Genomic DNA, 22551 nt, shown 5'->3' on the forward strand with positions numbered 1-22551 from the left:
GAAGAAAACGGCTCCGGGGGATTCTGTGTGGTTAATGTTTATGCTGCTATTTGTGTGGGATCATGCTTTGATGGGAAAGCTGATTTCTGCATCATTCTTTGGCTTTATCTGGAATACCATCCGCCACTGCACTTCTGACACAGGCTCAAAATGCAGGGAGGAAGCTGCCATCCGTTTGTCAGGAGCGGCATTTTTCCCGGCCATAAAAACTGCTGTGGGGCCGTCTGGCCCGCCCGGCGGCCCTTGGGCATCACCCATTCTTGGGTGGTCGCCTTCTGCGCAGTCGCGGATGCAAAAAAGGCTGCGGTCTATTTCTGGTGCAATGCTGTAAGAGAGTATCTGGCAGTATTCTGGGTAAACCACACCTTTCGCTCCAATTTCTGCGAAGCTGTTCCTGATCTGTTCGCAACTATGCAGTGTCAGGGTGTATTCCTGACCGGTTATGGGATGGGCTGTCTTTACCGTTTTGCCATCACAGGAAACGTCAGAGGAAAAATGCCCCGCAGTGATGGAGATTAAGTTTGCCCGGAAAGCAAGTGATATTTTCTGAGGGGACAGTATCGGTTCTCCGTCCCAATTATAGGAAAGCCGCTCAAAATACCAGCAGCATCCCTTGTCGCAGCCATAAGTCCCCATCCATTCCTCGGCAGATTTATTATTTTCAAATCCGTCCTCGCTGGCTGGATTGGCATTCCCCATCTGAATTATATTTTCCGGATACCATCTCAGGCTGCTGCTCATGCGGCGCACCAGTGGCGTACCATCAAGGCATATTTCTACGGCAAATTCCCTGCTTCCGGGGTTGTCCGCATCTATCTGCTCAAATTCTTCTGGGGTTTTTAGGGACATCCGCCGCTCATAATCCCATTTTTTCAGAAATGCCGCCATATCTTCTATCGGGATTTTTGCGCATACATCGAGGGCGGCGCCTGCTTTGCCTACATAGACTGTTGGGATAAGTATTTCCTGTTCTCCCCAAAGAAAAGAGTGATTGACAGGGAGGGCTGTCAGCTTGGTTTCAGGCGAGCCTTTCCCCCATATATTGTTATCATGGTATACGTCCATTCCGTGTGCCTCCTTAAGTGTTCAATGAAGCAATTATACCACGGATGCCAGGATATTTCCAAAGCTTTTGATTTTTTATGGGAAAAATCACGGAGTATAGGAAAAATCGTGGAGTATGGGGAAAAATCACGGGGTATAGGAAAATCATGGAGTATGATAAAAAATCGCGGGGTATCGGTAAAAAATCATGGGGTTTAAGGAAAAATCAAATTGTATCAAAGACAGCGTTTACATAGATGACGGATATTCAGGCACCAACTTCAATAGACCATCGTTTCAACAAATGATTGCGGATATCGAAGCTGGGCACGTGGATTGCGTCATAACGGAAGACCTGTCCAGACTTGGCAGAAATTATCTAGAAAGCGGGGCATATATTGAGGTATTTTTCCCGAACCATCATGTCCGTTATATTGCTGTCAATGATGGTGTAGATTCAGCGAATAGCGGCGAGATGGACATCACTCCATTCAAGAACATCTTAAATGAATTTTATTCGCGGGATATTTCCAAAAAAGTAAAATCTGGCAAGTATATCCGTGCCTGCCAAGGCGAATTTATGGGAGTCCATGCTCCCTTCGGTTGCAAAAAAGACCCGGCAGACAAGAACCATCTGATTACGGATGAAGAGACAGCGCCGACAGTCCGTTATATTTTCCAGCTTGCTTTGAAAGGCTATGGGAATAATAAAATCGGGAAAGTCCTTTATCAAGAGAAAATTCCGAAATCAGCCTATTATAAGCAGGAGTATTTTGGGAAATTTTTGATTGCAGATGATGACGCTTATAACTGGAAACAGGAAACGGTTTTCCGTATTCTCCGCAATCCGCTGTATAAAGGTTATTTTTGGGTACAGAGGTATGATAAGAAGCATTTTAAACAGCAGACAAGAGGTTATATCCCGATTAAGGAACGTATAGTTATACCCAGCAACCATGAAGCCATTGTGGACGAGCATACATGGAATACCGTGCAGGAAATCTTTGACAGGCATACAAAAGTGAAGCCTTGTACTTCTGGTTATGACAACAAGTTCCGAGGGATTTTAAAATGCGCCGATTGTGGAAATAACCTGATTATCCATACGGACGGAAGGAACCCGAACAGACCTTTGCTTGAAAAGACGTATTACCAGTGCCGCATCTATCGTGTAAGAGGGACGAAGTTCTGCAGCCAGCACCGCATCAGCGCGGGGGCGCTGGAAGAATTGTTTTTTTCCGATATCCAGTTCCATGCAGGAAAAGTCATTAAAAACCGGGAGAAATTCATGAGGAAAGTGCTTGGCCAGATGGATATGTCATCGGCAAACAGGAGGACAAATATTGATAAAAAAGTGACTGTCTTAGAGAAAAAGTTAAAAGAATCTGATAAACAATTCATTAAGCTGTATAGTGACTGGTCGAAGCAGATGATATCGGAGCAACAGTTCCGGTTGCTGTCTGCGCATTTTGAGCAGGAAAAGAAAGACTATACAGAGCAAATCGAAAAGTTAAGAGCGATGGCAGAAAATTTGGAGGACAGCGCAGATAAAGCGGAACGCCTTGCCGATGAAATGGCGGAATGTGCCGAGATTAAGGAGTTGACCACAGAGATCGTCAATCGCCTGATCGAAAAGATTGAGGTTTCGGAACCTCAGACCATCAATGGAGAGAAAGTCCAGAATATTAGGATTTTCTATAAGTTTGTTGGGGAAATCAATTAAAAATCCATTTATGTATCTGCAATACTGGGGGCAGTGATTAAACTGGTATAGTGTCCGGTGACAGCATGGGAATTCTGCTTCACCCAGTCATTTTTTTCTCCATACCACTGTTCAATCCCCTGCATCAGCCCGGAGTAATTCCATGCCAGATTCTCAGCCCAGCTCTGCTGGTTATTTCTGCGGATACTGAAACAGGTCAGCCCGTTTGGACGGGTATGGCTTTCATTTACGGTACTTTCCGCCGCCCTGAGCTGTGCAATCCATTCCAGATCAGAGGACCATTTCATGGGCACATAATCTGCCATGGTGAGTTTTCGCCCGTTGGAAGGATTGGGATAGCCTTTTTCGCAGGCCTCTTTGCGGATGGCGTTGATTCTGTTGAGGATGGCAGATTTGTCTTTCTGCTCAAAGGTGCCGGAAACACCCACAAGGATATTGCCGTTCCCCGCTTTGCTCCTGTCCGAGGGGCGGGAGGGGGCTGCCTGAACGATGCCGGACATCTGAAACAGCGACAGCGTGAAAATCAGTAAAAACGTGATCAGTTTTGACGGGCAATGTTTTCTTTCTGATGAAACGGGAAGGACAGTATGTTGGGGTTTGGTCATTGTATTCTCCTTTCAGATAAAAATATGGCAGGGTATGGGTGCTCCATACTCTGCCACAGATGCTTTTATTATGTCAGTTTCTAGCCTTTTACACCACCGGATGCAAGACCGCTGACCAGATTCTTTTCGATAATTGCAAACAGAATAACCACCGGAGCGATTGCAAACAGAGAAGCAGAGAACAGATACTGCCATTCAATCATGTTGTAACCGTTAAAGATGTTGATACCTACTGTCAGAGGCTTGTTCAGGTCATCTGAAATCAGTGTCAGCGCCACGGTATACTCGTTCCAGGCGTTGATAAATACAAAAATCAGAGTAGTTACAATACCAGGGGCCGCTACCGGAAGCAGGATTTTTATCATGGCTTCCAGACGGTTGCAGCCGTCTATTTTGGCAGCCTGTTCCATCTCAGAAGAAATACTCATGAAAGTACCCCGCAGCAGCCAGATGGTAAATGCCTGATTAAAAGCGGCATTGATAAAGATTAATCCAAGAATGCTGTTAGTCAGGTTTAAGGTCATCATGACTTTGTAAATACCAATCAGAAGAACTACCGGTGCAAACATCTGGGAAACAATAACAAAGCCCAGGAAAATAATATCGCCTTTGAATTTCATACGGGATAAAGCATAAGCTGCAGGAATTCCGCAGAGCAGAGCGATAATTGTGGAACCTCCTGCAATCAGAACAGAATTCAGCATGTATTTTGCCATGGGAGCTCTGTCCCATATATCCGTAAAGTTGGACCACAGAACGTTTTTCGGCAGAATAGTACCCTGTGCGGAGAATATCTCGGAACGATCCTTTAATGAAGTGCAGAGCATGGCAAAATACGGGTAAAGAATCAGTGCACATATAATAAATACAACCAGGTACAGGAGAATCTTCAGTGTAAGTTTTTTGCCGTTTACAGGCTTCTTTACGTTTTCATTCATTTTATTCATCTCCCTTCCTTAAGGTCACCACCATGTAGGCAGTTGCACAGACTAACAGAATCAGAAAGCCGATCACAGATACAGCCGCTGCCTCTCCCTGCTTACCATTGTAAAAGGCAAGTTTGTACAGATAGGTAACCAGAGTGTCGGTACGGTTGCCGGGATCTCCTTTTGTCATATTCCAGATAATTGGGAATGAATTAAATACATAAATAATATTTAATACTGTGCTGACGGTCAGAGAAGAGCTTACCAGCGGGATCGTGATCTTAAACAGTTTCTGCCAGTAACTGGCACCGTCTACCGTTGCGGCTTCATAGTAGCTGCCATCGATGGACTGGAGACCGGACAGGACGGTAAAAGTAACAAAGGGAATGGTTACAAAAATACCGCAGGCAATTTCCCAGGCGAACCAGGCGCCGGCAGAAGGAGTCCAGTTTACTGCATGGTCGATAATGCCCAGCTTCATCAGCAGTGTATTCAGCGTACCATAGTCGGTGTCAATGATAAATTTCCAGATACTTGCCTGTACAACCAGTGTGGTTGCCCATGGGAATACCACGATGGCTCTGGCAACTTTGCGGCCTTTAAATGCATTATTTAACAGGAGAGCCAGAATAAATCCGAGCAATGTGGAAAGACCCACTACCGTCACTGTCCATACCAGCGTATTTTTCAAAACCATGGAAAAAGTAGGAGTCGACAGGATTTTCGTAAAATTGGCTAATCCGGTGAATCCTTTAATCAGTCCGGCCCGGCTGACTTTACTCAGTGCCATTCGGAAAACAAATACGATGGGAACCAGAATAAAGACAAGCATAAGCAGGACACTGGGCAAAATCCAGATATAAGGTTCTATTTTTCGAATTATTTTTTTCACAGGTTCACCTCATCATTCTTATAAAATGAGACCGGGCCTGTAACAGCCCGGCCTCATATCTCGCCTTAATCGGGGCTTACGTGTTTACATCATGGGATGCAGGTGATACAAAATGTTACGGAGCAATTTCTGCCTGTAAGCTGTCAAGCAGTTCCTGAACATTTCCGCCTAACAGTGCATTCTGTTCTGCGCTGATAACACCCTGTTTTACGTCTGCCCACTCAGTTTTTGCGGTAGGATAGAATTTACAGCTTCCTACGATCTCAATCCACTGAGCCATGGATTCATCTTTTGCTGCAAGAGCTTCGCCGCCGGTCTTGGTAGCAGGCAGGAAACCTTCCATTTCAACCCATGCAGAGTAGCGTTCGTCTTCAAAGAAATAATCAAAGAAAGTTTTGATTGCTTCCATTTCTTCGTCTGAGTATTCATTGTCAAAGCACATGAAACGGTCCATAACGCCGGCAGATACGGAAGTGCCGTTGTTGTTGGGGATAGGAGCCATGCCGTAGTTTACTTCATTGCCGCCGTCTTTTACATAGGTAGGAAGACTGTTAGGTGCGATCATCATGGCAACTTTACCGGTTCCGAACATATCCTGCAGGTCGTAACGTGTTTCATTGGCAGGATCTGTGTTGGTATAACCATCATTGATAAGTCCTACAGCGTATTCGATAGCTTCTACATTTTCTGCGCTGTTCAGTGTCCAGTTTCCGTCAGCGTCTGTAAAGTCGCCGCCGTTGTTCCAGATATAGTATGCGAAAGCTGCCTGGCCTTCATCTGTTGTCATATCAATACCCCATGGGTAAACATCCGGATATTTTTCCTTGATTTTCTTGCAGGCTTCTGTCAGTTCATCCCATGTAGCGGGAGGAGCTTCCACGCCGGCGCCTTCCAGGATGTCTTTGTTGTAATACATGGCACGTGCAGAAGCAAGGTCCGGAATAGCCCAGATGGTTCCGTCAACGTTTGACTGCTCCAGGAACGCTTCATACATTTTGTTGTAGGTTTCTTCCGATACATAATCTTTTGCAGGAAGAAGCAGGTCGTCAGCCTGGTAATCTGCAAATACGTCAATGTTCAGAATATCAGGAGCCTGATTGTTGGCAACACGGGTGTTGACTGTGGTGGAAATATCATTCCAGGAAATAACTTCCACGTTCAGGTCAATTCCTTCGTTGTCTTTTTCAAAATCACTTTCAAAGGTTTTCCACCAGTCTGCAGTGTTCTGACCATACTGAGCTGCGATAACGCTGATTTCTGTTTTGCCGCTGCTGTCTTTTTTTGTTTCTTCGCCGCTGTTCTCCTGTGTGGTCTCCGTTTCCTCTTTTTTAGTATCATTGTTGGATGCGGGAGTGCTGCCGCATGCTGCAAGGGATAATGCTGCCGCCATACTCAGAGAGAGGGCGAGAACTTTTGTCAGGTTTTTCTTTTTCATAGTTTTCCTCCTTATGAAAGGCAATGTAATGGTCAGAATACAGGATTCATTTTTGTCCCGGTGCAGCCGGGAATCCGGCACGCGGCCTGCCGCCGGGCAGGAATTGTACGGGAATCTCCGGTATATATGCAAAATAACAACTGGTTTACATATATGTCATAAAAAACTACTGCAAATAGTACAAAGAAAGAATGGAATATACGCTGACATATGTACAAATTGCCAAAATTTTTGTAAATTAATATTACCATGTTATGACCAATGTGTCAATAAGGAAAATTTGATGACGGATTTACCTCTTAAAAATCTTGAAAAATGGTCTGCAGTGTGGTAAAATCTTTACAATTCAGGCATAAATAAATAATGGGTAAAGGAACAGGAAAAAGAATGCAATGATGCAGTGAACTCTTTTTTTTTTGCCAAAAATCAGACAGAAAGGGCGGTAAATAAATGAAAGCATTTCTAATACTGGAGGATGGAACGGTGTTTGAGGGTACCGGCATTGGCTCCGCCAGGGAAGTAATCAGTGAAATTGTCTTTAATACTTCCATGACGGGATATCTGGAAGTTCTGACAGACCCCTCCTATGCCGGGCAGGCAGTTGCCATGACGTATCCCCTGATTGGAAATTACGGGATTACGCCGGATATGGAATCGGAACGGCCCTGGGCAGAAGGCTATATCGTCCGGGAACTGTCACGGGTTCCCAGTAATTTCCGCTGTCAGGGAACCATTCAGGATTTTCTGACCCAACACGATATTCCGGGAATTGCAGGAATTGATACCAGGGCTCTGACGAAAATTCTCAGGGAAAAGGGCACCATGAACGGTATGATTACCACCAACGGGGAATATCGGACAGAGGAAATCATTCCAAGACTGAAAGCATACCGGACCGGAAATGTGGTGGAAAAGGTCACCTGCAGGGACAGCTTCACATTAAAGGGAAAAGGAAAAAAAGTGGCCCTTCTGGATCTGGGAGCCAAGAAAAATATTGCAAAGTCCCTGCAGGACAGAGGATGCAGTGTTACCGTTTATCCGGCCCATACCGCCGGAGAAGAAATTCTGGATTCCTGTCCGGACGGAATTATGCTGAGCAACGGGCCGGGAGATCCCAAAGACTGCAAAGATATCATAAGAGAGATCCGGAAATTATATGAATCGGGCATTCCGGTTTTTGCTATCTGCCTGGGCCATCAGCTTATGGCTCTGGCCAACGGGGCCGATACCCATAAGATGAAATACGGCCATCGGGGCGGCAACCATCCGGTGAAGGATCTGGAAACAGGAAGGGTATATATTTCTTCCCAGAACCATGGATATGTGGTGGATACGGAACATCTTGACAGATCTGTGGCGGTTCCGTCTTTTATCAATGTAAATGACGGAACAAACGAGGGATTAAAATATATCGGGAAACCGGTATTTACTGTTCAGTTCCATCCGGAAGCATGTCCGGGACCCCAGGACAGCAGTTACCTGTTTGACCGGTTTATCAGTATGATGGGAGGGAACCAGTAATGCCAAAAAATCCGGATATTAAAAAAGTATTAGTTATCGGCTCCGGCCCTATTGTCATTGGGCAGGCGGCGGAATTTGATTATGCGGGCACGCAGGCGTGCCGCTCGCTGAAAGAAGAAGGAGTGGAGGTGGTGTTGGTCAATTCCAACCCGGCCACCATTATGACAGATAAGGAAATTGCAGATCGGGTGTATATTGAGCCCCTGACAGCAGGGGTGCTGGAGCAGATTATTATAAAGGAAAAGCCGGACAGCGTACTGCCCACCCTGGGAGGACAGGCAGGCCTGAATCTGGGCATGGAACTGGCGGAGTCCGGATTTCTGGAAAAACACGGAGTAAAGCTGATTGGAACCACAGCAGATACGATTTTCCGGGCGGAGGACAGGCAGGCCTTTAAAGATACCATGGAGAAAATCGGGGAGCCCTGTGCCCCTTCTCTGGTAGTGCATAATATAGAAGACGGTATTGCGTTTACCAATACCATCGGCTATCCGGTGGTGCTGCGTCCCGCTTATACCCTGGGCGGAAGCGGCGGCGGAATTGCCCGCAATGAAACGGAGTTAATGGAAATCCTTGCCAATGGGCTGCGCTTAAGCCGGGTGGGGGAAGTGCTGGTGGAACGGTGCATTGCAGGCTGGAAGGAAATTGAATATGAAGTAATGAGAGATGGGGCAGGAAACTGTATCACCGTCTGCAATATGGAAAATATAGACCCGGTGGGAGTGCATACCGGGGACAGTATCGTGGTGGCTCCGTCTCAGACACTGGGAGATAAGGAATATCAGATGCTGCGTACATCTGCACTGAATATTATTTCCGAGCTGAATATTACCGGAGGCTGCAACGTCCAGTATGCCCTGCACCCCACCAGTTTTGAATACTGTGTGATTGAAGTGAATCCCCGTGTGAGCCGTTCTTCTGCACTGGCAAGCAAGGCCACGGGTTATCCCATTGCAAAGGTGGCGGCAAAAATTGCTCTGGGCTATACGCTGGATGAAATCAGAAATGCCATTACCGGAAAAACGTATGCCAGTTTTGAACCAATGCTGGATTACTGTGTGGTAAAAATCCCAAGACTTCCTTTTGATAAATTTATTACCGCAAAACGGAGTCTGACCACCCAGATGAAAGCCACCGGAGAGGTAATGAGTATCTGCACTGGTTTCGAGGGCGCTCTCATGAAAGCCATCCGTTCACTGGAACAGCATGTGGACAGTCTGATGAGCTATGATTTTTCCGGGCTTTCCCAGGAAGCACTGAAGGAGCGTCTGGAAAAAGTGGACGACCGGAGAATCTGGGTCATTGCGGAAGCGCTGCGTCAGGGAATTTCCCCTGAGGAAATCTATGAAATTACCAGAATAGACCTCTGGTTTATTGATAAAATATCTATTCTGGTGGAAATGGAAGAACGGCTGAAACAGGAAACCCTGACGCCGGAACTTCTGGAAGAGGCAAAGAGACTGGAATTTCCGGATTCTGTAATTGGGACGCTCACCGGGAAACAGGAACAGGAAATCCGTAATCTGCGTTATGAAAAGGGAATTACAGCGGCATTTAAAATGGTAGATACCTGTGCGGCGGAATTTGCGGCGGAGACGCCTTATTACTATTCCTGTTTCGGCAGTGAAAATGAGGCCTGTGCTGACAGCGGGGCGGAAGTTTCCGGTGAGGAAAACGAAACATCCGGCAGGAAAAAGCGCAAAAAGGTGCTGGTACTGGGTTCCGGGCCCATTCGTATCGGCCAGGGGATTGAGTTTGACTACTGTTCCGTACACTGTACCTGGGCTTTTGCAAAAGAAGGTTATGAGACCATCATTATAAACAATAATCCGGAAACCGTGTCCACAGATTTTGACATTGCCCACAAACTGTATTTTGAACCGCTGACTCCGGAGGATGTGGAGAGTATTGTCCGTCTGGAAAAGCCGGACGGGGCGGTGGTGCAGTTCGGGGGCCAGACAGCCATCAAGCTGACGGAAAGCCTGATGAAAATGGGCGTTCCGATTTTCGGCACCAGGGCAGAAGATGTGGATGCGGCAGAAGATCGGGAACTGTTTGATAAAATTCTGGAACAGACGGAAATTCCGCGGGCGGCAGGAGGTACGGTATTTACCGCCGGGGAGGCGAAAGAAGTAGCCAGCCGCCTGGGTTATCCGGTACTGGTGCGCCCCTCCTATGTGCTGGGAGGCCAGGGGATGCAGATTGCGTATACCGATGAAGAAATTGAAGAATTTATGGAAATTATCAACCGGATTGCCCAGGACCATCCTATTCTGGTGGACAAGTATCTGCAGGGAAAAGAAATTGAGGTGGACGCAGTCTGCGATGGCACAGATATTCTGATTCCCGGTATTATGGAGCATATTGAACGAACGGGAGTTCACTCCGGTGACAGTATTTCCGTTTATCCTGCGCCTACCATCAGCCAGGAAGTAAAAAATAAAATTGTGGAATATACCAGGAGGCTGGCGCGGGCCCTTCATGTGGTGGGACTAATCAACATCCAGTTTATTGCCATGGGTGAGGATGTATATGTGATTGAGGTAAATCCCCGTTCTTCCAGAACCGTTCCCTATATCAGCAAAGTAACGGGAATTCCCATTGTGGATCTGGCTGCACGGGTCATTATGGGCAATACCTTAAAAGACATGGGCTATCCCACAGGCCTTGCGCCGGAAGCGGAGTACGTGGCCATTAAGATGCCGGTATTTTCCTTTGAAAAACTGCGCGGGGCGGAAATCAGCCTTGGGCCGGAAATGAAGTCTACCGGGGAATGTCTGGGAATTGCCCGGACCTTTGACGAGGCCCTGTACAAGGCATTTCTGGGGGCAGGCGTGCAGCTTCCGAAACATAAGCAGATGATTATGACGGTAAAAGATGCGGACAAGCCGGAAGCTGTGGATGTGGCAAGAAGATTCGAAGCGCTGGGCTATAAGATTTACGCTACCAGAAGTACCGCAAAATATCTGCAGAATCACGGGATCAGCGCAAGACGTATCAATAAAATATCTCAGGAATCCCCCAATGTGATGGATTTGATTCTGGGACATAAAATCGACCTTGTAATCGACACCCCCACCCAGGGCCGGGATAAGAGCCGGGACGGATTTTTAATCCGCCGGAACGCCATCGAGACCGGGGTATACTGCATTACCGCCATGGATACGGCCAATGCTCTGGCAGAAAGTCTGGAACATGCCGGCGCCAGCGAAAAGCCGGACTTGATTGATATTGCAAAAGTGAAAAATATTTAATGGATGACAGGAATAAAAATGAGAAGAACCATTGATTTTGTTTTGGTATTCCTTTAAAATAGTGTATATGAAGTCAGCCTTCTGGCATCTGAACATTTGCCGGAGCGAGGGAGTTTTTCAGAATCGCCGGTTGATTGTCTGTTTATAGGGATGTAATTGGTACAGGGTATGCCGGAAAAGGAGGCTATTATGAAGTTACAGGATTTTTGCGATATGAAAAAGTTCGAAGAAATCATGAGCAACTGGGCGCACAGCACCGGTCTTGCAACGGTGGCGGTAGGAGACGACGGGGAGTATATCAGTGATTGCTATAATTTTACTGATTTTTGTATTAAACTGACCAGAGGCAGCACAGAGGGACGCAAAAGATGTGAGAAAAATGACAGGGAAGGAGAAGGAGTGTATCCCTGCCATGCAGGACTGGTTGACTTTGGAATACCGATTACATTAGATGACGGAACCGTTCTGGGGAGCGTAATCGGCGGACAGGTACTGCCGGAAAATCCGGATGAGGAAAAGTTCCGCCAGACAGCCAGGGAGCTGGGGATTGATGAGGAGGAGTATATCAGAGCCCTTCATGAGGTAAATGTTAAAACGAAGACAGAAATTGATGCTTCCGCCCGGTTATTGGGGGATGTAATCAATATGTTTGTCAGAGCAAGTTATGCAACCATGCAGAATCAGAAACTTGTGGTTGAAATGAAGGAGGGAATCTGTAAAGCAGCAGAGCAGATTGTGGTTGCCAACGATAATACCAGGCAGATTGAAGGATTCAGCAAACGTCAGAAAATACTTGCATTAAATGCCAGTATAGAAGCGGCCAGAGCAGGAGAGTCAGGAAAAGGCTTTTCCGTGGTTGCAGATGAAGTCCAGAAACTTGCTCAGGGTATGGCGCACACCAGCGTACAGATTAAGCAGGCGTTAGAGGAAGTGACAGATACGATTATGGCGTTAAACAGCGCTGAATAAGCTGCAGATTTTTTCTGCAAATGCTGTGTTTTATATGGAAACATCTGATTTATTCTGAAAGGAGAAAATTTATGGAAGGACAGACAAACGGAGGAATTGGCTTTGGAATAGCCTCAATGGTTCTGGGGATTGTTGCACTGGTAATGTCCTGCTGTTTTTATTTTATTTCTATTCCATGTGCAATCATTGGCATCATACTGGCAGGCATTGCCCTGTCAGGACATAAGGAAGGAAGAGGAATGGCGATTGCCGGGCTGGTATGCTCTGTTATTTCACTGATTCCGGCTGCTATTATTATTATAAGCGGCGTATCTTTTATGAGTTCTCTGGGCGTTTAGTCCGCAGGCGGAGAGGTCATAGAGTAATCAGGAAACCCGGAGAGAATGCACTGTTCAGGCAGTTCTCCGGGCTTTTTCCTCCCATTACTTTTAAGATTACGGTGAAAGGAGCAGAGGAAATGAATTATCGGATTGAAACAAAGGAATCTTTCTGCATTGTGGGGGTTCCGTACCGCTGGAAAAAGAAATTGAGAAAAATTTGCAGTGATTCCCTCCAAATGGCAGGAGATTTCCGAGAATGGAACCCTGCAGAAGCTGGCCGGCAGGATGGACAGAGAGCCCATGGGAGTGCTGGGCGTCAGCTTCTGTAACGATGAAGAACCTGGAGATACTGCATTGCTGTCTCAAACTCAAAAGAGAAGGAAGAATTTGAGGAATACATGGTACCTGCAGCCACCTGGGCAATTTTTCCGGGAGAAGGAATCAGCCAGTCCATTCAGGAACTGGAGCAGCGCATTGTCACAGAATGGCTGCCCGCTTTCGGATATGAATATGCCAACGCCCCGGATGTGGAAGTATATATCAGTCCGGATCCGCAGAATGCCCGGTATGAAGTCTGGATACCCGTGGTGAAAAAAGACGTATAGCAGATTCAGAAAAATTCTTATGGCAGGGGCCGCTCCGGTAAAGAGGAGATGCCTCTGCTCAGCACACTGTTGTGATATCGGTCAGAATAAGTCACATCTTCCCCGAACCATTCCGGAGGAACGAAAGCCTTTGCTTCTTCTTCCGTGTCAAATTCCACCTCCGCCAGAATCAGAGGAGCCAGTTCTCCTTCAAAAATATCCAGTTCTATGGTATGGTGCGGCGGCAGGGGAATCAGATAACGTTTCTTGGTAATCAGAATGCCGTCTGCCTTGGGCCTCAGGTGAAGCCAGGCTTCCCTGGTCAGAGGAAGATTGTATTCCTCCCGGACCATCAGCCCTCTGGACTTATAAGTAAGATAATAGTCCTCATCCTGTCTGCGGATGCGGACTACCGGTTCCGTACAGAGATAGCCCTGTTCAATCTGATGGAAAGGAAAAGAGTCCAGCTGTTCTGGTAATGACCGGATTAAAAATTTACGTTCAATTTCCATAAAAACATCTCCTGAAAAACAGTATTTCAGAGTCCCCTGGTCAGATATGGCAGGAAAGCTGTACCAGGAAGTCTCTGCAGTTACAGAAAGTATATAAAATAAGCCGGAAAAAGTAAAGAATAAAAAGCTCTGACTTCTTTTGACATTCTGCTTTGTATGTAAAAAAATACAGCCCTTTCGTTTCGCATGTGATAAAATTTACAGGAAGAAGAGTGTGTGTTTCAGAGAAAGGGATGAAAAATTATGTTTGTAAATCTGAAGGTGCGTACAAAACTGGTTATATTGACGGTGGCGGCGGCATTGTCCATGTGTGCCCTGGGGATACTGAATATGAGCGGTATGGAGAAATCCTACCGGCAGTCAGTTTCCAGTATGAAGGAAGTCCTCTATGCTGACTATGACCAGCAGATTAAGGGACAGGTGGAAAATGTAATTACTCTGCTGGAGAAAATTTATGCGGAGTATATGGACGGAGCGTATACAGAGGAAGAGGCAAAAAAACTGGCGGCAGATCTGGTGAGAGAGCTCCGCTATGGTGAAAGCGGTTATTTTTGGATTGATACCTGTGAAGGGGACAATGTGGTTCTGCTGGGGCAGGAAACGGAAGGCACCAACCGTCTGGAAACAGAAGACAGCAACGGATATCAGATGATAAAGGATATCATTAAGAACGGGCTTCAGGAAGACGGAGGATTTACCGAATATTATTATACCAAAGAAGGCAGTACGGAAACTTACCCAAAACGCGCATACAGCAAGGTATTTGAACCCTGGGAGTGGGTAGTGGGTACCGGGAATTATGTGGATGAACTGGAAGAACTGGCGGTCAAAAATAATGCATCAGTAAAACATATATTTGAAGTCATAAAAGGGATATCCGTTGGGGCCATAACAGTGGCAATTCTGCTGCTTATGGGAATGGCTTTTCTGATTGTGACGGATATTACAAAATCTCTGGGAGCCGTTGTAAAGCAGCTGAACTGTATGGCAGAAGGGGATTATACCAGAGATTTTATGAAGAAATCTGCGCAGCGGAGAGATGATTTCGGCGGTCTGGCCAGAAGCATGGAAGAAATGAAATCAGCCATGGTAACTTTAATCAGCCAGGTACAGAAGGAATCTGAGAACATCAGTTTTGCAGCAGGCTCTGTCAATGAGTGTGTGGCGAAGCTGAACGACGATATAGCAGGCGTATCTGCGGCAACGCAGGAATTGTCTGCAGGTATGGAGGAAACAGCTGCCACCACCACAATGGCAGATGAATCAGCAGGAGAAATTCATGCGGCAGTGCAGCAGATTGCCCGGCGTTCCCAGGACGGCGCACAGGGAGCCGCTGAAATTAAAGGAAGGGCAGAGAAAACCAACTTAAGAATTAAGGGCGCTCAGGAAAAAGCGGCCCTGCTGAAAAAAGAAATTCAGCAGGATTTAGAGACTGCCCTGGAAAATGCAAAGGTAATCGACCAGATATATGAGCTGTCGGGCGTGATTATGAATGTGGTTTCCCAGACCAATCTCCTTTCATTGAATGCTTCTATTGAAGCGGCAAGGGCAGGAGAGGCAGGCAGAGGCTTTGCAGTGGTTGCAGGAGAAATCGGAGCCCTTGCAGAACAGTCCAGACAGACCGTAATCAAGATACAGGAAGTGACCCAGGAAGTAACCCAGGCGGTGGACAATCTTTCCGCCAATGCCAGAAAACTGCTGGATTTCGTGGTAAAAGACGTAACCTCAGATTATGAAGGATTTCTTACCATTGGGGAACAGTATGACCAGGATGGGGCCTCTGTGGATGAGCTGATGAGTGAATTCAGTACCATTGCACTGGAGCTGTCAGGCAACATGGAAGGAATCAAAAACTCCATGAGTGATATTTCCAGAGCGGCAGAGGAAGGGGCAGAGGGCACCACAGAGATTGCACAGCGGGCGTCTGTGATTGCGGAAGAGTCTGCAGAGGTGCTGGAACAGGTGACCAGGACGAGAAAGAGCGCGGAAACCCTGCGGGAGGAAATCGGAAAATTCCATGTGAACACTGCCGGAGATGTTCAGGAGGAAGCATAAAGGGAATACAAAAAAAGATGCGGCAAAAATTCTGCCGCATCCTTTTTTTGTATTCTGTGGGGAAGGCTTTCAGGCTAAAGCATAAAAATGTCTTCCTTCAGAATAAATAATTCTTATGGCACCGGGGTGCTTCAGGGAGTCAGAACGGCGATGATTACTGCTGTCCGCCGGACATCTGCTGTTCCTGTTTCATAATCATTTTCTTAACCATTTCTCCGCCGATAGAGCCAGCCTGAGCAGAAGTTAAGTCACCGTTGTAACCTTCTTTCAAAGGTACGCCGATTTCAGAAGCAACCTCCTGTTTAAAACGGTTCATAGCCTCTTTTGCCTGAGGTACTGCCATTTTACTTGTGTTAGAACCAGAATTGCTGTTAGACATTTCGATTCACCTCCAAATATTTTTTCTTTTTGTTATCTGATAAGAACATCATTCCGAAATGGCTCATTCTTCGGAATGATGTCCGCCTCGAAACGTTGCTGCTTATCATGGTGTTATTATCTGCAAAGAAAAAGAAAATATTATGGAAAATATTATGTTTTCTGGTTAAAAATTACAGAAAAAGGCCTTGACAGGTTCCGGCGTAATGTGTGTATAGTATGGTAGGAGCATAAGAAAAAAGAAAGGGTGAAAAATATGAAAAAACCACGTATTGCAGTGCCCATGGGAGACGCTGCGGGAATCGGACCGGAAATTACTGCAAAAGCAGCGGCTGCTTTGGAGGTGTCTGAAGCGGCAGAGTGCGTTGTAATCGGAGAGAAGACCATTATGGAGCAGGCAATTCAGATTACCGGTGCAGAGCTTGACATTCATCTGATCCGGGAGCCTGAGGAAGGGGAATTCCGTCAGGGCGTGCTGAATTTAATTGATTTGAAAAATCTGGACAAAAGCCAGGTTGTATTTGGAAAAGTAAACGGTATGTGCGGAAAAGCCGCATACGAATATATTGAAAAAAGCATTCTTCTTGCCAGTTCCGGCAGTGTGGATGCAGTGGCCACAACACCCATTAACAAAGAATCTCTGCGGGCGGGAGGCGTTCCTTTTATCGGCCATACGGAGATATTCGGGGCTCTGACCCACACGGAAGATCCCCTGACCATGTTTGAAACCAACGGTATGCGGGTGTTTTTCCTGACCAGACATGTATCCATGCGGGAAATGCTGGATCTGATTACAAAAGACAGAATCAAAGACTATGTAAAGCGCTGCCTGAAGGCACTGGAAAAACTGGGTGTGACAGGGGGAACCATGGCTGTTGCGGGATTAAATCCCCACTGTGGGGAGCATGGGCTGTTTGGCTGGGAAGAGGTGCATGAAATTATTCCGGCAGTGGAGGAGTTAAAGGCGGAAGGATATCCGGTTGCCGGGCCCATCGGTGCGGATTCCGTATTCCATCAGGCGGCCATGGGAACCTATAACAGTGTTCTGTCCCTGTACCATGACCAGGGCCATATCGCCACAAAAACCCTTGATTTTGAAAAAACCATTTCCGTCACTGGCGGAATGCCCATCTTACGCACCTCCGTAGACCATGGAACTGCCTTTGACATTGCAGGAACAGGAACAGCAGGAGAAGTGAGCATGGTGGAGGCCATACTCCTTGCTGCAAAATATGCCCCTGCTTTTGCGCGATAACGCCGATTTTATGCCCCGTCATTCCTGTGGCGGGGCTTTGGTTTTCATCCTGAGAAATTCTCCCGGCGTCATATGGTATTTCTTTTTAAATGCCCGGTGGAAATAGGAAAGGTTGTGAAACCCCACGGACAGGGAAACCTCCAGAATGGAAGCGTTTTCATCTTCTAACAGTTCCACAGCCTTTTCCAGCCGCAGGTTATTCAGGTATTCCACACAGGTCATGTTCATATGTTTTTTGAAGAAACGCATAAAATGATATTCGCTGAAATAACACAGGCCGGCCAGGTCGGAAACCGTGACGGTTTCCATGTAGTGCAGCTCCAGATAATCCAGTACGGTTTTCAGTTTTTCAGAATAGACAGCATTGGAGCTGTCGGAAGAAGGGGCATGTTCCTTAAACTGAAGCAGCAGGAAAATCATCTGCAAAAACAGCGCTTTCAGGGCCAGCTCATATCCGGGGATTCCACCGTCATACAGATTGCTGATCTGTCCGAAAATCTTCCGCAGAGAAAGATAAGCCGGGTGCTCCGGTTTGATAACGCCCGGCAGAATCATTTCATGATGGGCCAGCGGCTGCAGGTATCGGGTGGAGCAGATGTCAGTGGAATTACCGCCCAGAAAATTCATATGAAATACATAAGTCTCCGACACAAGGCCGCAGCCTTCCGGAGAAGAGGCAGAGTGGAGAGCCAGAGGAGGAACAAAAATCAGATCTTCCGGCTCTGTTTCATATTCGGTCAGATCTATATGATAAATCCCCTTTCCTTCCGAAATCAGAGTAAATTCCGCCTCTTCGTGCCAGTGGGTGGTCAGCACCGGATACTCCGGAGAAAAGGAAGTAATATACTTCTGTATGGGAAAAAAGGATTCTCCGTGCCGGGCGTCTTCTTTCTGTTCTGAAATCAGCGAGTGCAGTTTTTTCACAGTTTCACCTCCCCTTTTGTGCTGCAGGCTGTCCTGTTCTTACAATTTCCAAAAGAGTTCTGCCGGAAAAGAGCAGGATTATGTCATAACAGGCAAATATATTGCAAGAAAATCCATAAATATATCATTATAATAGCAGTATCTTACAAAGAAAGAAAGGGTTTTTGAAAAATCCGCAAGGATAACAGAGGATACCACAGGATGGATCAGACAGTGGGACAGGAGGAAGAAAATGGAAGCGAAAATGAGAAAATGGTGGCATGACAAAGTGGCATATCAGATTTACCCGAAAAGTTTTTATGATACCAACGGAGACGGAATTGGGGATTTACGGGGAATCATTGCAAAACTGGACTATTTGAAGGAGCTGGGGATTGACCTTATCTGGATTTCTCCCATTTACAAATCTCCTTTTGTGGACCAGGGGTACGATATTTCGGATTATTACGGAATCGCGCCGGAGTTCGGTACAATGGAGGAATTTGAGGAACTGCTGGCAGAAGCGAAAAAGCGCGGAATACAGATTGTGATGGACCTGGTAATCAACCACTGCTCCGATAAGCACGAATGGTTTCAGAAGGCCCTTGCAGACCCGGAAGGAGAATATGCCGACTATTTTTATTTTCGGGAAGGAAAAGACGGAAATCCTCCTGGAAATTACCGGTCTTATTTTGGAGGAAGCTGCTGGGAGCCGGTGCCGGGAACCAGTAAATATTATTTCCATGCATTTGCAAAAGAGCAGCCGGACCTGAACTGGGAAAATCCCAGAATGAAACAGGATTTGTACGATATGATTAACTGGTGGCTGGATAAGGGACTGGCAGGTTTCCGGATTGACGCCATTATCAATATCAAAAAAGATGTGAATTTCCCGGACCTGGAACCGGACGGACCGGACGGGCTGGCAGGCTATCACCGGGCGGTGGAACAGACCAATGGGGTAGGGGAGCTTTTGGAAGAGCTGAAAAACAACACATTTGCAAAATACGACGCCTTTACCGTTGGAGAAGTATTTAACATGCATGAAGATGAGCTGTCAGAATTTATCGGAGAGAACGGGCACTTTTCCACGATTTTTGATTTCAGTGCCCATTGCCTCAGTGAAGGAGAACATGGCTGGTATGAGGCACCGGCTATTGAATTTAAGGAGTGGCGCAGAGCCATTGTAGATTCTCAGCTTGAAGTGCAGAAAGTGGGATTTAAGGCAAATATTATTGAAAATCACGATGAGCCAAGAGGTGTTTCCAGATTTCTGCCGGAATATGCCAGAAATGCTGCAGGAACCAAGATGCTGGGAACCGTGAGCCTGCTGCTGCGGGGGATTCCTTTCCTGTATCAGGGACAGGAAATCGGAATGCAGAACTGTGAGTGGAACAACAGTGGGGAATGGGATGATATCAGTACCAGAGACCAGTATCAGACTGCCAGAAAGGCGGGGCTTACCGAGAAAGAAGCTCTGCGTGTCTGCGCAGATATGAGCCGGGACAATGCCAGAACTCCCATGCAGTGGAGCAGTGAGGAAAATGCAGGATTTACCAGTGGGACTCCCTGGATGAAAGTGAACCCGAATTATTCCGAAATCAATGTAAAAGCCCAGCAGGAAAATGAGGATTCCGTGCTCCGCTATTATCAGAAACTGATTGCATTGCGCAAGTCAGAGGAATATAAGGAAGTATTTACTTACGGAACATTTGCGCCCGTATATGAGGAGCAGGAATCGGTCATGGCATTTTACCGGATTTCGGAAGAAGAAAATCAGGAAACCCCAAAGAAAAGGGTGCTGGTTGCAGCTAATTTTGGCAGAGAAGCTGCGGAGCTGCCGCTGGAATATAAAGTAAGCAAGGTGCTTCTTTCCAATCTGCCGGAAAATCAGGCAGGGGAAAAGCTGATACTGGCAGGCTGCGGCGTTATGGTACTGGAGTGTGAGATATGAATCAGAAAGAACGGATGCTTGCCGGGCTTCCTTACAAAGCTTGGCTGGACGGACTGACAGAAGAGAGAAATGAGAATAAAAAGCGGATTTACCGTTATAATCAGCTGTCCCCGGAACAGAGTGAGGAACAGGGCCGGCTGATACGGGAAATTCTGGGAAGCTGCAAAGAGAGTATCCATGTGGAAACACCTTTTCACTGTGATTATGGGTATAATATTGAGGTGGGAAATAATTTTTATGCCAATTACAACCTGACGGTTCTGGATGTGGGAAAAGTGGTTATCGGGGAAAATGCCATGTTTGCACCCAATGTATCCATTTATACCGCAGGCCATCCCGTTCATCCGGATTCCAGAAATTCCGGTTATGAGTACGGAATCGGGGTTACCATTGGAGATAATGTGTGGATTGGCGGAAATACCGTGATTAATCCGGGGGCCCATATCGGAGACAATGCTGTGATTGGTTCCGGCAGTGTGGTTACCGGAGACATTGAATTTGATGTGGAAGATTATAACGACGGGGTTCTTAACATGAATGATCTGTGATATAATGAAGTTACTGCGATAAAAGAAAGGAATGTATATAATATGAAAAAAACAGGTGTATTTCTGGCAGAAGGATTTGAGGAGATCGAAGGACTGACCGTGGTGGATATTCTGCGCCGGGCCGGAATTGACGTGGTAACCATTTCTGTTATGGGACAAAAGGAGGTTTGCGGCTCCCATAAAATTACTGTTCTGGCGGATGCTTTGTTTGAGGAAGTAAATTTTGAGGAATACGAGGGAATCGTACTGCCGGGGGGAATGCCGGGCACCACAAACCTGGGGGGCCATTCCGGTGTGAATCGTATCATAAAGTCTTTTGCAGAGCAGGGAAAACTGGTGGCGGCTATCTGCGCGGCGCCCAGTTTTCTGGGACAGGCCGGAATACTGGAGGGAAAGAAAGCTGCCTGCTATCCGGGATTTGAAGATAAGCTCACCGGAGCGGAAGTGACATTTGAGGAAGTGGCGGAAGATGGGAATGTGATTACCAGCAGAGGTATGGGAACAGCGATTCCCTTTGGACTGAGACTCACAGCTTATTTTACCACAGAGCAGAAAGCAAAAGAGCTTGCAGAGGCGATTATTTATTCCCCCGGGGAATGATCCGGCAGACGTATGTGCCGGTCAGAAGTAACATTCCTGAATCTGAGAACTGGCGGTATTTCTGAAGCCCGTTCCATAAAAACCGCAGGTTTTACGGTATGAAAAACCTTCCTGGCCAATATAATGTAACAAAAGAACTTTGCTCTTTACAGGAGCGGAAAGGAAGTTACTGTGCTGCGGAATATAAAAATAACAACATGTCTGGCGGTACTGGTGCTTTTCGCCGGTTCCTTTTTCCTGGGACGGTTTGCAGCTCAGGTTGCACCCACCATCAGTTCAGCCATTCAGACCGATGGGGAGGAAAACTGGGGACTGAGTTTTCAGGAGGAAGGAAAACTGCCGGTTGCCAACGCTTCCATTCAGGAAATGGAAAAGTACAACGCATGTTATGCGGAGGATACTCAGGAAAAGGTTCTGTACCTTACATTTGACTGCGGGTTTGAAAACGGGAATACCCCTGCAATTCTGGATGCATTGAAAAAACATAAGGCCAGGGCAGCATTTTTTGTTGTGGGAAATTATCTGGAAACCAGTCCGGATCTGGTAAAACGAATGATAGAAGAAGGGCATATTGTGGGAAACCACAGCTATCATCATCCCGATATGTCTCAGATGGGAAAAGAAGAGTTCTCTAAAGAACTGGAAGAGCTGGAAGCCCTGTATGAACAGGTAACCCAGACTCCCATGGCGAAATATTACCGTCCTCCTCAGGGAAAATACAGTAAATCCAGCCTGCAGCTTGCAAAAGATATGGGATACAGAACGGTATTCTGGAGCCTTGCCTATGTGGACTGGAATCAGGACAGCCAGCCCACCCATGAGGAGGCTTTTGACAAACTGCTGAAGCGGGTACATCCGGGAGCAGTGGTACTGTTACATAATACATCGAAGACAAACGGGGAAATTCTGGATGAACTGCTGACAAAATGGGAGGAGATGGGTTATACGTTCAAATCTCTGGAGGAACTGCCGAAAGCAGGAGAATGAATTCCTCTGAACGAAACTGTCATGCACATTCATGCAACGGGAACAGAGGGCTGCCGGGAAACTGACAGCCCTCTGTAATTACTTCT

At 46.6% G+C, this 22551-nt stretch carries 19 protein-coding genes and 1 pseudogene; 12 read left to right on the forward strand and 8 right to left on the reverse strand.

All coding sequences use genetic code 11. The features are described 5' to 3' along the window. Window positions 1-60: 60 nt before the first annotated feature. Window positions 61-1065 carry a hypothetical protein gene (locus tag C805_RS11250; RefSeq protein ID WP_016213961.1) on the reverse strand — a complete coding sequence of 335 codons (1005 nt, stop codon included), beginning with the start codon at window positions 1063-1065 and terminating at the stop codon, window positions 61-63. Between the two features lie 187 nt (window positions 1066-1252). Between C805_RS11250 and C805_RS11255 the strand changes: the two genes are divergently transcribed. Then, the gene (locus tag C805_RS11255; RefSeq protein ID WP_016213962.1) at window positions 1253-2767 is read left to right on the forward strand and encodes a recombinase family protein; all 1515 of its coding nucleotides are present in this window, start codon (window positions 1253-1255) and stop codon (window positions 2765-2767) included. An 8-nt stretch (window positions 2768-2775) separates the two neighbouring features. On the opposite strand, the gene C805_RS11260 is transcribed toward C805_RS11255, so the two are convergent. The 4 genes from C805_RS11260 to C805_RS11275 all read right to left on the reverse strand — a co-directional run bounded on the left by C805_RS11260 (window position 2776) and on the right by C805_RS11275 (window position 6625). After that, window positions 2776-3372: a CAP domain-containing protein gene (locus tag C805_RS11260; RefSeq protein WP_016213963.1), complete on the reverse strand. Its 597-nt coding sequence runs from the start codon at window positions 3370-3372 to the stop codon at window positions 2776-2778. An 80-nt stretch (window positions 3373-3452) separates the two neighbouring features. Next, window positions 3453-4310 carry a carbohydrate ABC transporter permease gene (locus C805_RS11265; RefSeq protein ID WP_016213964.1) on the reverse strand — a complete coding sequence of 286 codons (858 nt, stop codon included), beginning with the start codon at window positions 4308-4310 and terminating at the stop codon, window positions 3453-3455. 1 nt (window position 4311) lies between these two features. Then, complete coding sequence (locus tag C805_RS11270) at window positions 4312-5190, reverse strand: carbohydrate ABC transporter permease (RefSeq protein WP_016213965.1); 879 nt, start codon at window positions 5188-5190, stop codon at window positions 4312-4314. 115 nt (window positions 5191-5305) lie between these two features. Then, window positions 5306-6625: an ABC transporter substrate-binding protein gene (locus tag C805_RS11275; RefSeq protein WP_016213966.1), complete on the reverse strand. Its 1320-nt coding sequence runs from the start codon at window positions 6623-6625 to the stop codon at window positions 5306-5308. Between the two features lie 450 nt (window positions 6626-7075). Here C805_RS11275 and C805_RS11280 point away from each other — a divergent pair, with 450 nt between their 5' ends. From C805_RS11280 to C805_RS11300, 5 genes and pseudogenes are all read left to right on the forward strand, one after another. Further along, entirely contained in the window at window positions 7076-8146 is a 1071-nt protein-coding gene (locus tag C805_RS11280; RefSeq protein ID WP_016213967.1) for a carbamoyl phosphate synthase small subunit, read from the forward strand. Next, entirely contained in the window at window positions 8146-11400 is a 3255-nt protein-coding gene (carB, locus tag C805_RS11285) for a carbamoyl-phosphate synthase large subunit (protein ID WP_016213968.1), read from the forward strand. The genes C805_RS11280 and carB overlap by 1 nt, the downstream gene beginning before the upstream one ends. Window positions 11401-11589: 189 nt before the next feature. Beyond that, complete coding sequence (locus C805_RS27410) at window positions 11590-12369, forward strand: PocR ligand-binding domain-containing protein (RefSeq protein WP_016213969.1); 780 nt, start codon at window positions 11590-11592, stop codon at window positions 12367-12369. A gap of 71 nt (window positions 12370-12440) precedes the next feature. Further along, complete coding sequence (locus C805_RS26300; RefSeq protein WP_016213970.1) at window positions 12441-12707, forward strand: hypothetical protein; 267 nt, start codon at window positions 12441-12443, stop codon at window positions 12705-12707. A 74-nt stretch (window positions 12708-12781) separates the two neighbouring features. Then, a pseudogene (locus C805_RS11300) lies at window positions 12782-13294 on the forward strand (GyrI-like domain-containing protein); the annotation flags it as partial. Between the two features lie 17 nt (window positions 13295-13311). Here C805_RS11300 and C805_RS11305 read toward each other — a convergent pair. Beyond that, window positions 13312-13785 (reverse strand): CYTH domain-containing protein, encoded by a 474-nt coding sequence (locus C805_RS11305; protein WP_016213972.1) that lies wholly within the window; start codon window positions 13783-13785, stop codon window positions 13312-13314. Between the two features lie 243 nt (window positions 13786-14028). On the opposite strand from C805_RS11305, the gene C805_RS11310 reads away from it, so the two are divergent. Then, window positions 14029-15840, forward strand: a complete 1812-nt coding sequence (locus C805_RS11310) for a methyl-accepting chemotaxis protein (RefSeq protein ID WP_016213973.1) — start codon at window positions 14029-14031, stop codon at window positions 15838-15840. 154 nt (window positions 15841-15994) lie between these two features. Here C805_RS11310 and C805_RS11315 read toward each other — a convergent pair whose 3' ends face one another. Then, a complete protein-coding gene (locus C805_RS11315) occupies window positions 15995-16219 on the reverse strand; it encodes an alpha/beta-type small acid-soluble spore protein (protein WP_016213974.1) in 225 nt (74 codons plus the stop codon). A 255-nt stretch (window positions 16220-16474) separates the two neighbouring features. Between C805_RS11315 and pdxA the strand changes: the two genes are divergently transcribed. After that, a complete protein-coding gene (pdxA, locus tag C805_RS11320) occupies window positions 16475-17473 on the forward strand; it encodes a 4-hydroxythreonine-4-phosphate dehydrogenase PdxA (protein ID WP_016213975.1) in 999 nt (332 codons plus the stop codon). Window positions 17474-17491: 18 nt separating this feature from the next. Here the strand turns inward: pdxA and C805_RS11325 are convergent, their stop codons facing one another. Then, window positions 17492-18397, reverse strand: a complete 906-nt coding sequence (locus C805_RS11325) for a helix-turn-helix transcriptional regulator (protein ID WP_016213976.1) — start codon at window positions 18395-18397, stop codon at window positions 17492-17494. A 232-nt stretch (window positions 18398-18629) separates the two neighbouring features. Between C805_RS11325 and C805_RS11330 the strand changes: the two genes are divergently transcribed. From C805_RS11330 to pdaA, 4 genes are all read left to right on the forward strand, one after another. Next, a complete protein-coding gene (locus tag C805_RS11330) occupies window positions 18630-20330 on the forward strand; it encodes a glycoside hydrolase family 13 protein (RefSeq protein ID WP_016213977.1) in 1701 nt (566 codons plus the stop codon). After that, window positions 20327-20878 (forward strand): sugar O-acetyltransferase, encoded by a 552-nt coding sequence (locus C805_RS11335; protein WP_016213978.1) that lies wholly within the window; start codon window positions 20327-20329, stop codon window positions 20876-20878. Before C805_RS11330 ends, C805_RS11335 begins: the two co-directional genes overlap by 4 nt. 42 nt (window positions 20879-20920) lie before the next feature. Next, window positions 20921-21478, forward strand: a complete 558-nt coding sequence (locus tag C805_RS11340; protein WP_016213979.1) for a DJ-1 family glyoxalase III — start codon at window positions 20921-20923, stop codon at window positions 21476-21478. 171 nt (window positions 21479-21649) lie between these two features. Beyond that, the gene (gene pdaA / locus C805_RS11345; protein WP_016213980.1) at window positions 21650-22465 is read left to right on the forward strand and encodes a delta-lactam-biosynthetic de-N-acetylase; all 816 of its coding nucleotides are present in this window, start codon (window positions 21650-21652) and stop codon (window positions 22463-22465) included. Window positions 22466-22551: the final 86 nt, after the last annotated feature.

The sequence above is a fragment of the Eubacterium sp. 14-2 genome, from assembly GCF_000403845.2.
Lineage (GTDB): Bacteria > Bacillota > Clostridia > Lachnospirales > Lachnospiraceae > Petralouisia.

What these genes read in the sequence shown, in the direction of transcription:
- C805_RS11250 (WP_016213961.1), bottom strand. Translation starts at nt 1,065, where the DNA reads ATGGACGTATACCATGATAACAATATATGGGGGAAAGGCTCGCCTGAA.
- C805_RS11255 (WP_016213962.1), top strand. Translation starts at nt 1,253, where the DNA reads ATGGGGTTTAAGGAAAAATCAAATTGTATCAAAGACAGCGTTTACATA.
- C805_RS11260 (WP_016213963.1), bottom strand. Translation starts at nt 3,372, where the DNA reads ATGACCAAACCCCAACATACTGTCCTTCCCGTTTCATCAGAAAGAAAA.
- C805_RS11265 (WP_016213964.1), bottom strand. Translation starts at nt 4,310, where the DNA reads ATGAATGAAAACGTAAAGAAGCCTGTAAACGGCAAAAAACTTACACTG.
- C805_RS11275 (WP_016213966.1), bottom strand. Translation starts at nt 6,625, where the DNA reads ATGAAAAAGAAAAACCTGACAAAAGTTCTCGCCCTCTCTCTGAGTATG.
- C805_RS11280 (WP_016213967.1), top strand. Translation starts at nt 7,076, where the DNA reads ATGAAAGCATTTCTAATACTGGAGGATGGAACGGTGTTTGAGGGTACC.
- carB (WP_016213968.1), top strand. Translation starts at nt 8,146, where the DNA reads ATGCCAAAAAATCCGGATATTAAAAAAGTATTAGTTATCGGCTCCGGC.
- C805_RS27410 (WP_016213969.1), top strand. Translation starts at nt 11,590, where the DNA reads ATGAAGTTACAGGATTTTTGCGATATGAAAAAGTTCGAAGAAATCATG.
- C805_RS26300 (WP_016213970.1), top strand. Translation starts at nt 12,441, where the DNA reads ATGGAAGGACAGACAAACGGAGGAATTGGCTTTGGAATAGCCTCAATG.
- C805_RS11305 (WP_016213972.1), bottom strand. Translation starts at nt 13,785, where the DNA reads ATGGAAATTGAACGTAAATTTTTAATCCGGTCATTACCAGAACAGCTG.
- C805_RS11310 (WP_016213973.1), top strand. Translation starts at nt 14,029, where the DNA reads ATGTTTGTAAATCTGAAGGTGCGTACAAAACTGGTTATATTGACGGTG.
- C805_RS11315 (WP_016213974.1), bottom strand. Translation starts at nt 16,219, where the DNA reads ATGTCTAACAGCAATTCTGGTTCTAACACAAGTAAAATGGCAGTACCT.
- pdxA (WP_016213975.1), top strand. Translation starts at nt 16,475, where the DNA reads ATGAAAAAACCACGTATTGCAGTGCCCATGGGAGACGCTGCGGGAATC.
- C805_RS11330 (WP_016213977.1), top strand. Translation starts at nt 18,630, where the DNA reads ATGGAAGCGAAAATGAGAAAATGGTGGCATGACAAAGTGGCATATCAG.
- C805_RS11335 (WP_016213978.1), top strand. Translation starts at nt 20,327, where the DNA reads ATGAATCAGAAAGAACGGATGCTTGCCGGGCTTCCTTACAAAGCTTGG.
- C805_RS11340 (WP_016213979.1), top strand. Translation starts at nt 20,921, where the DNA reads ATGAAAAAAACAGGTGTATTTCTGGCAGAAGGATTTGAGGAGATCGAA.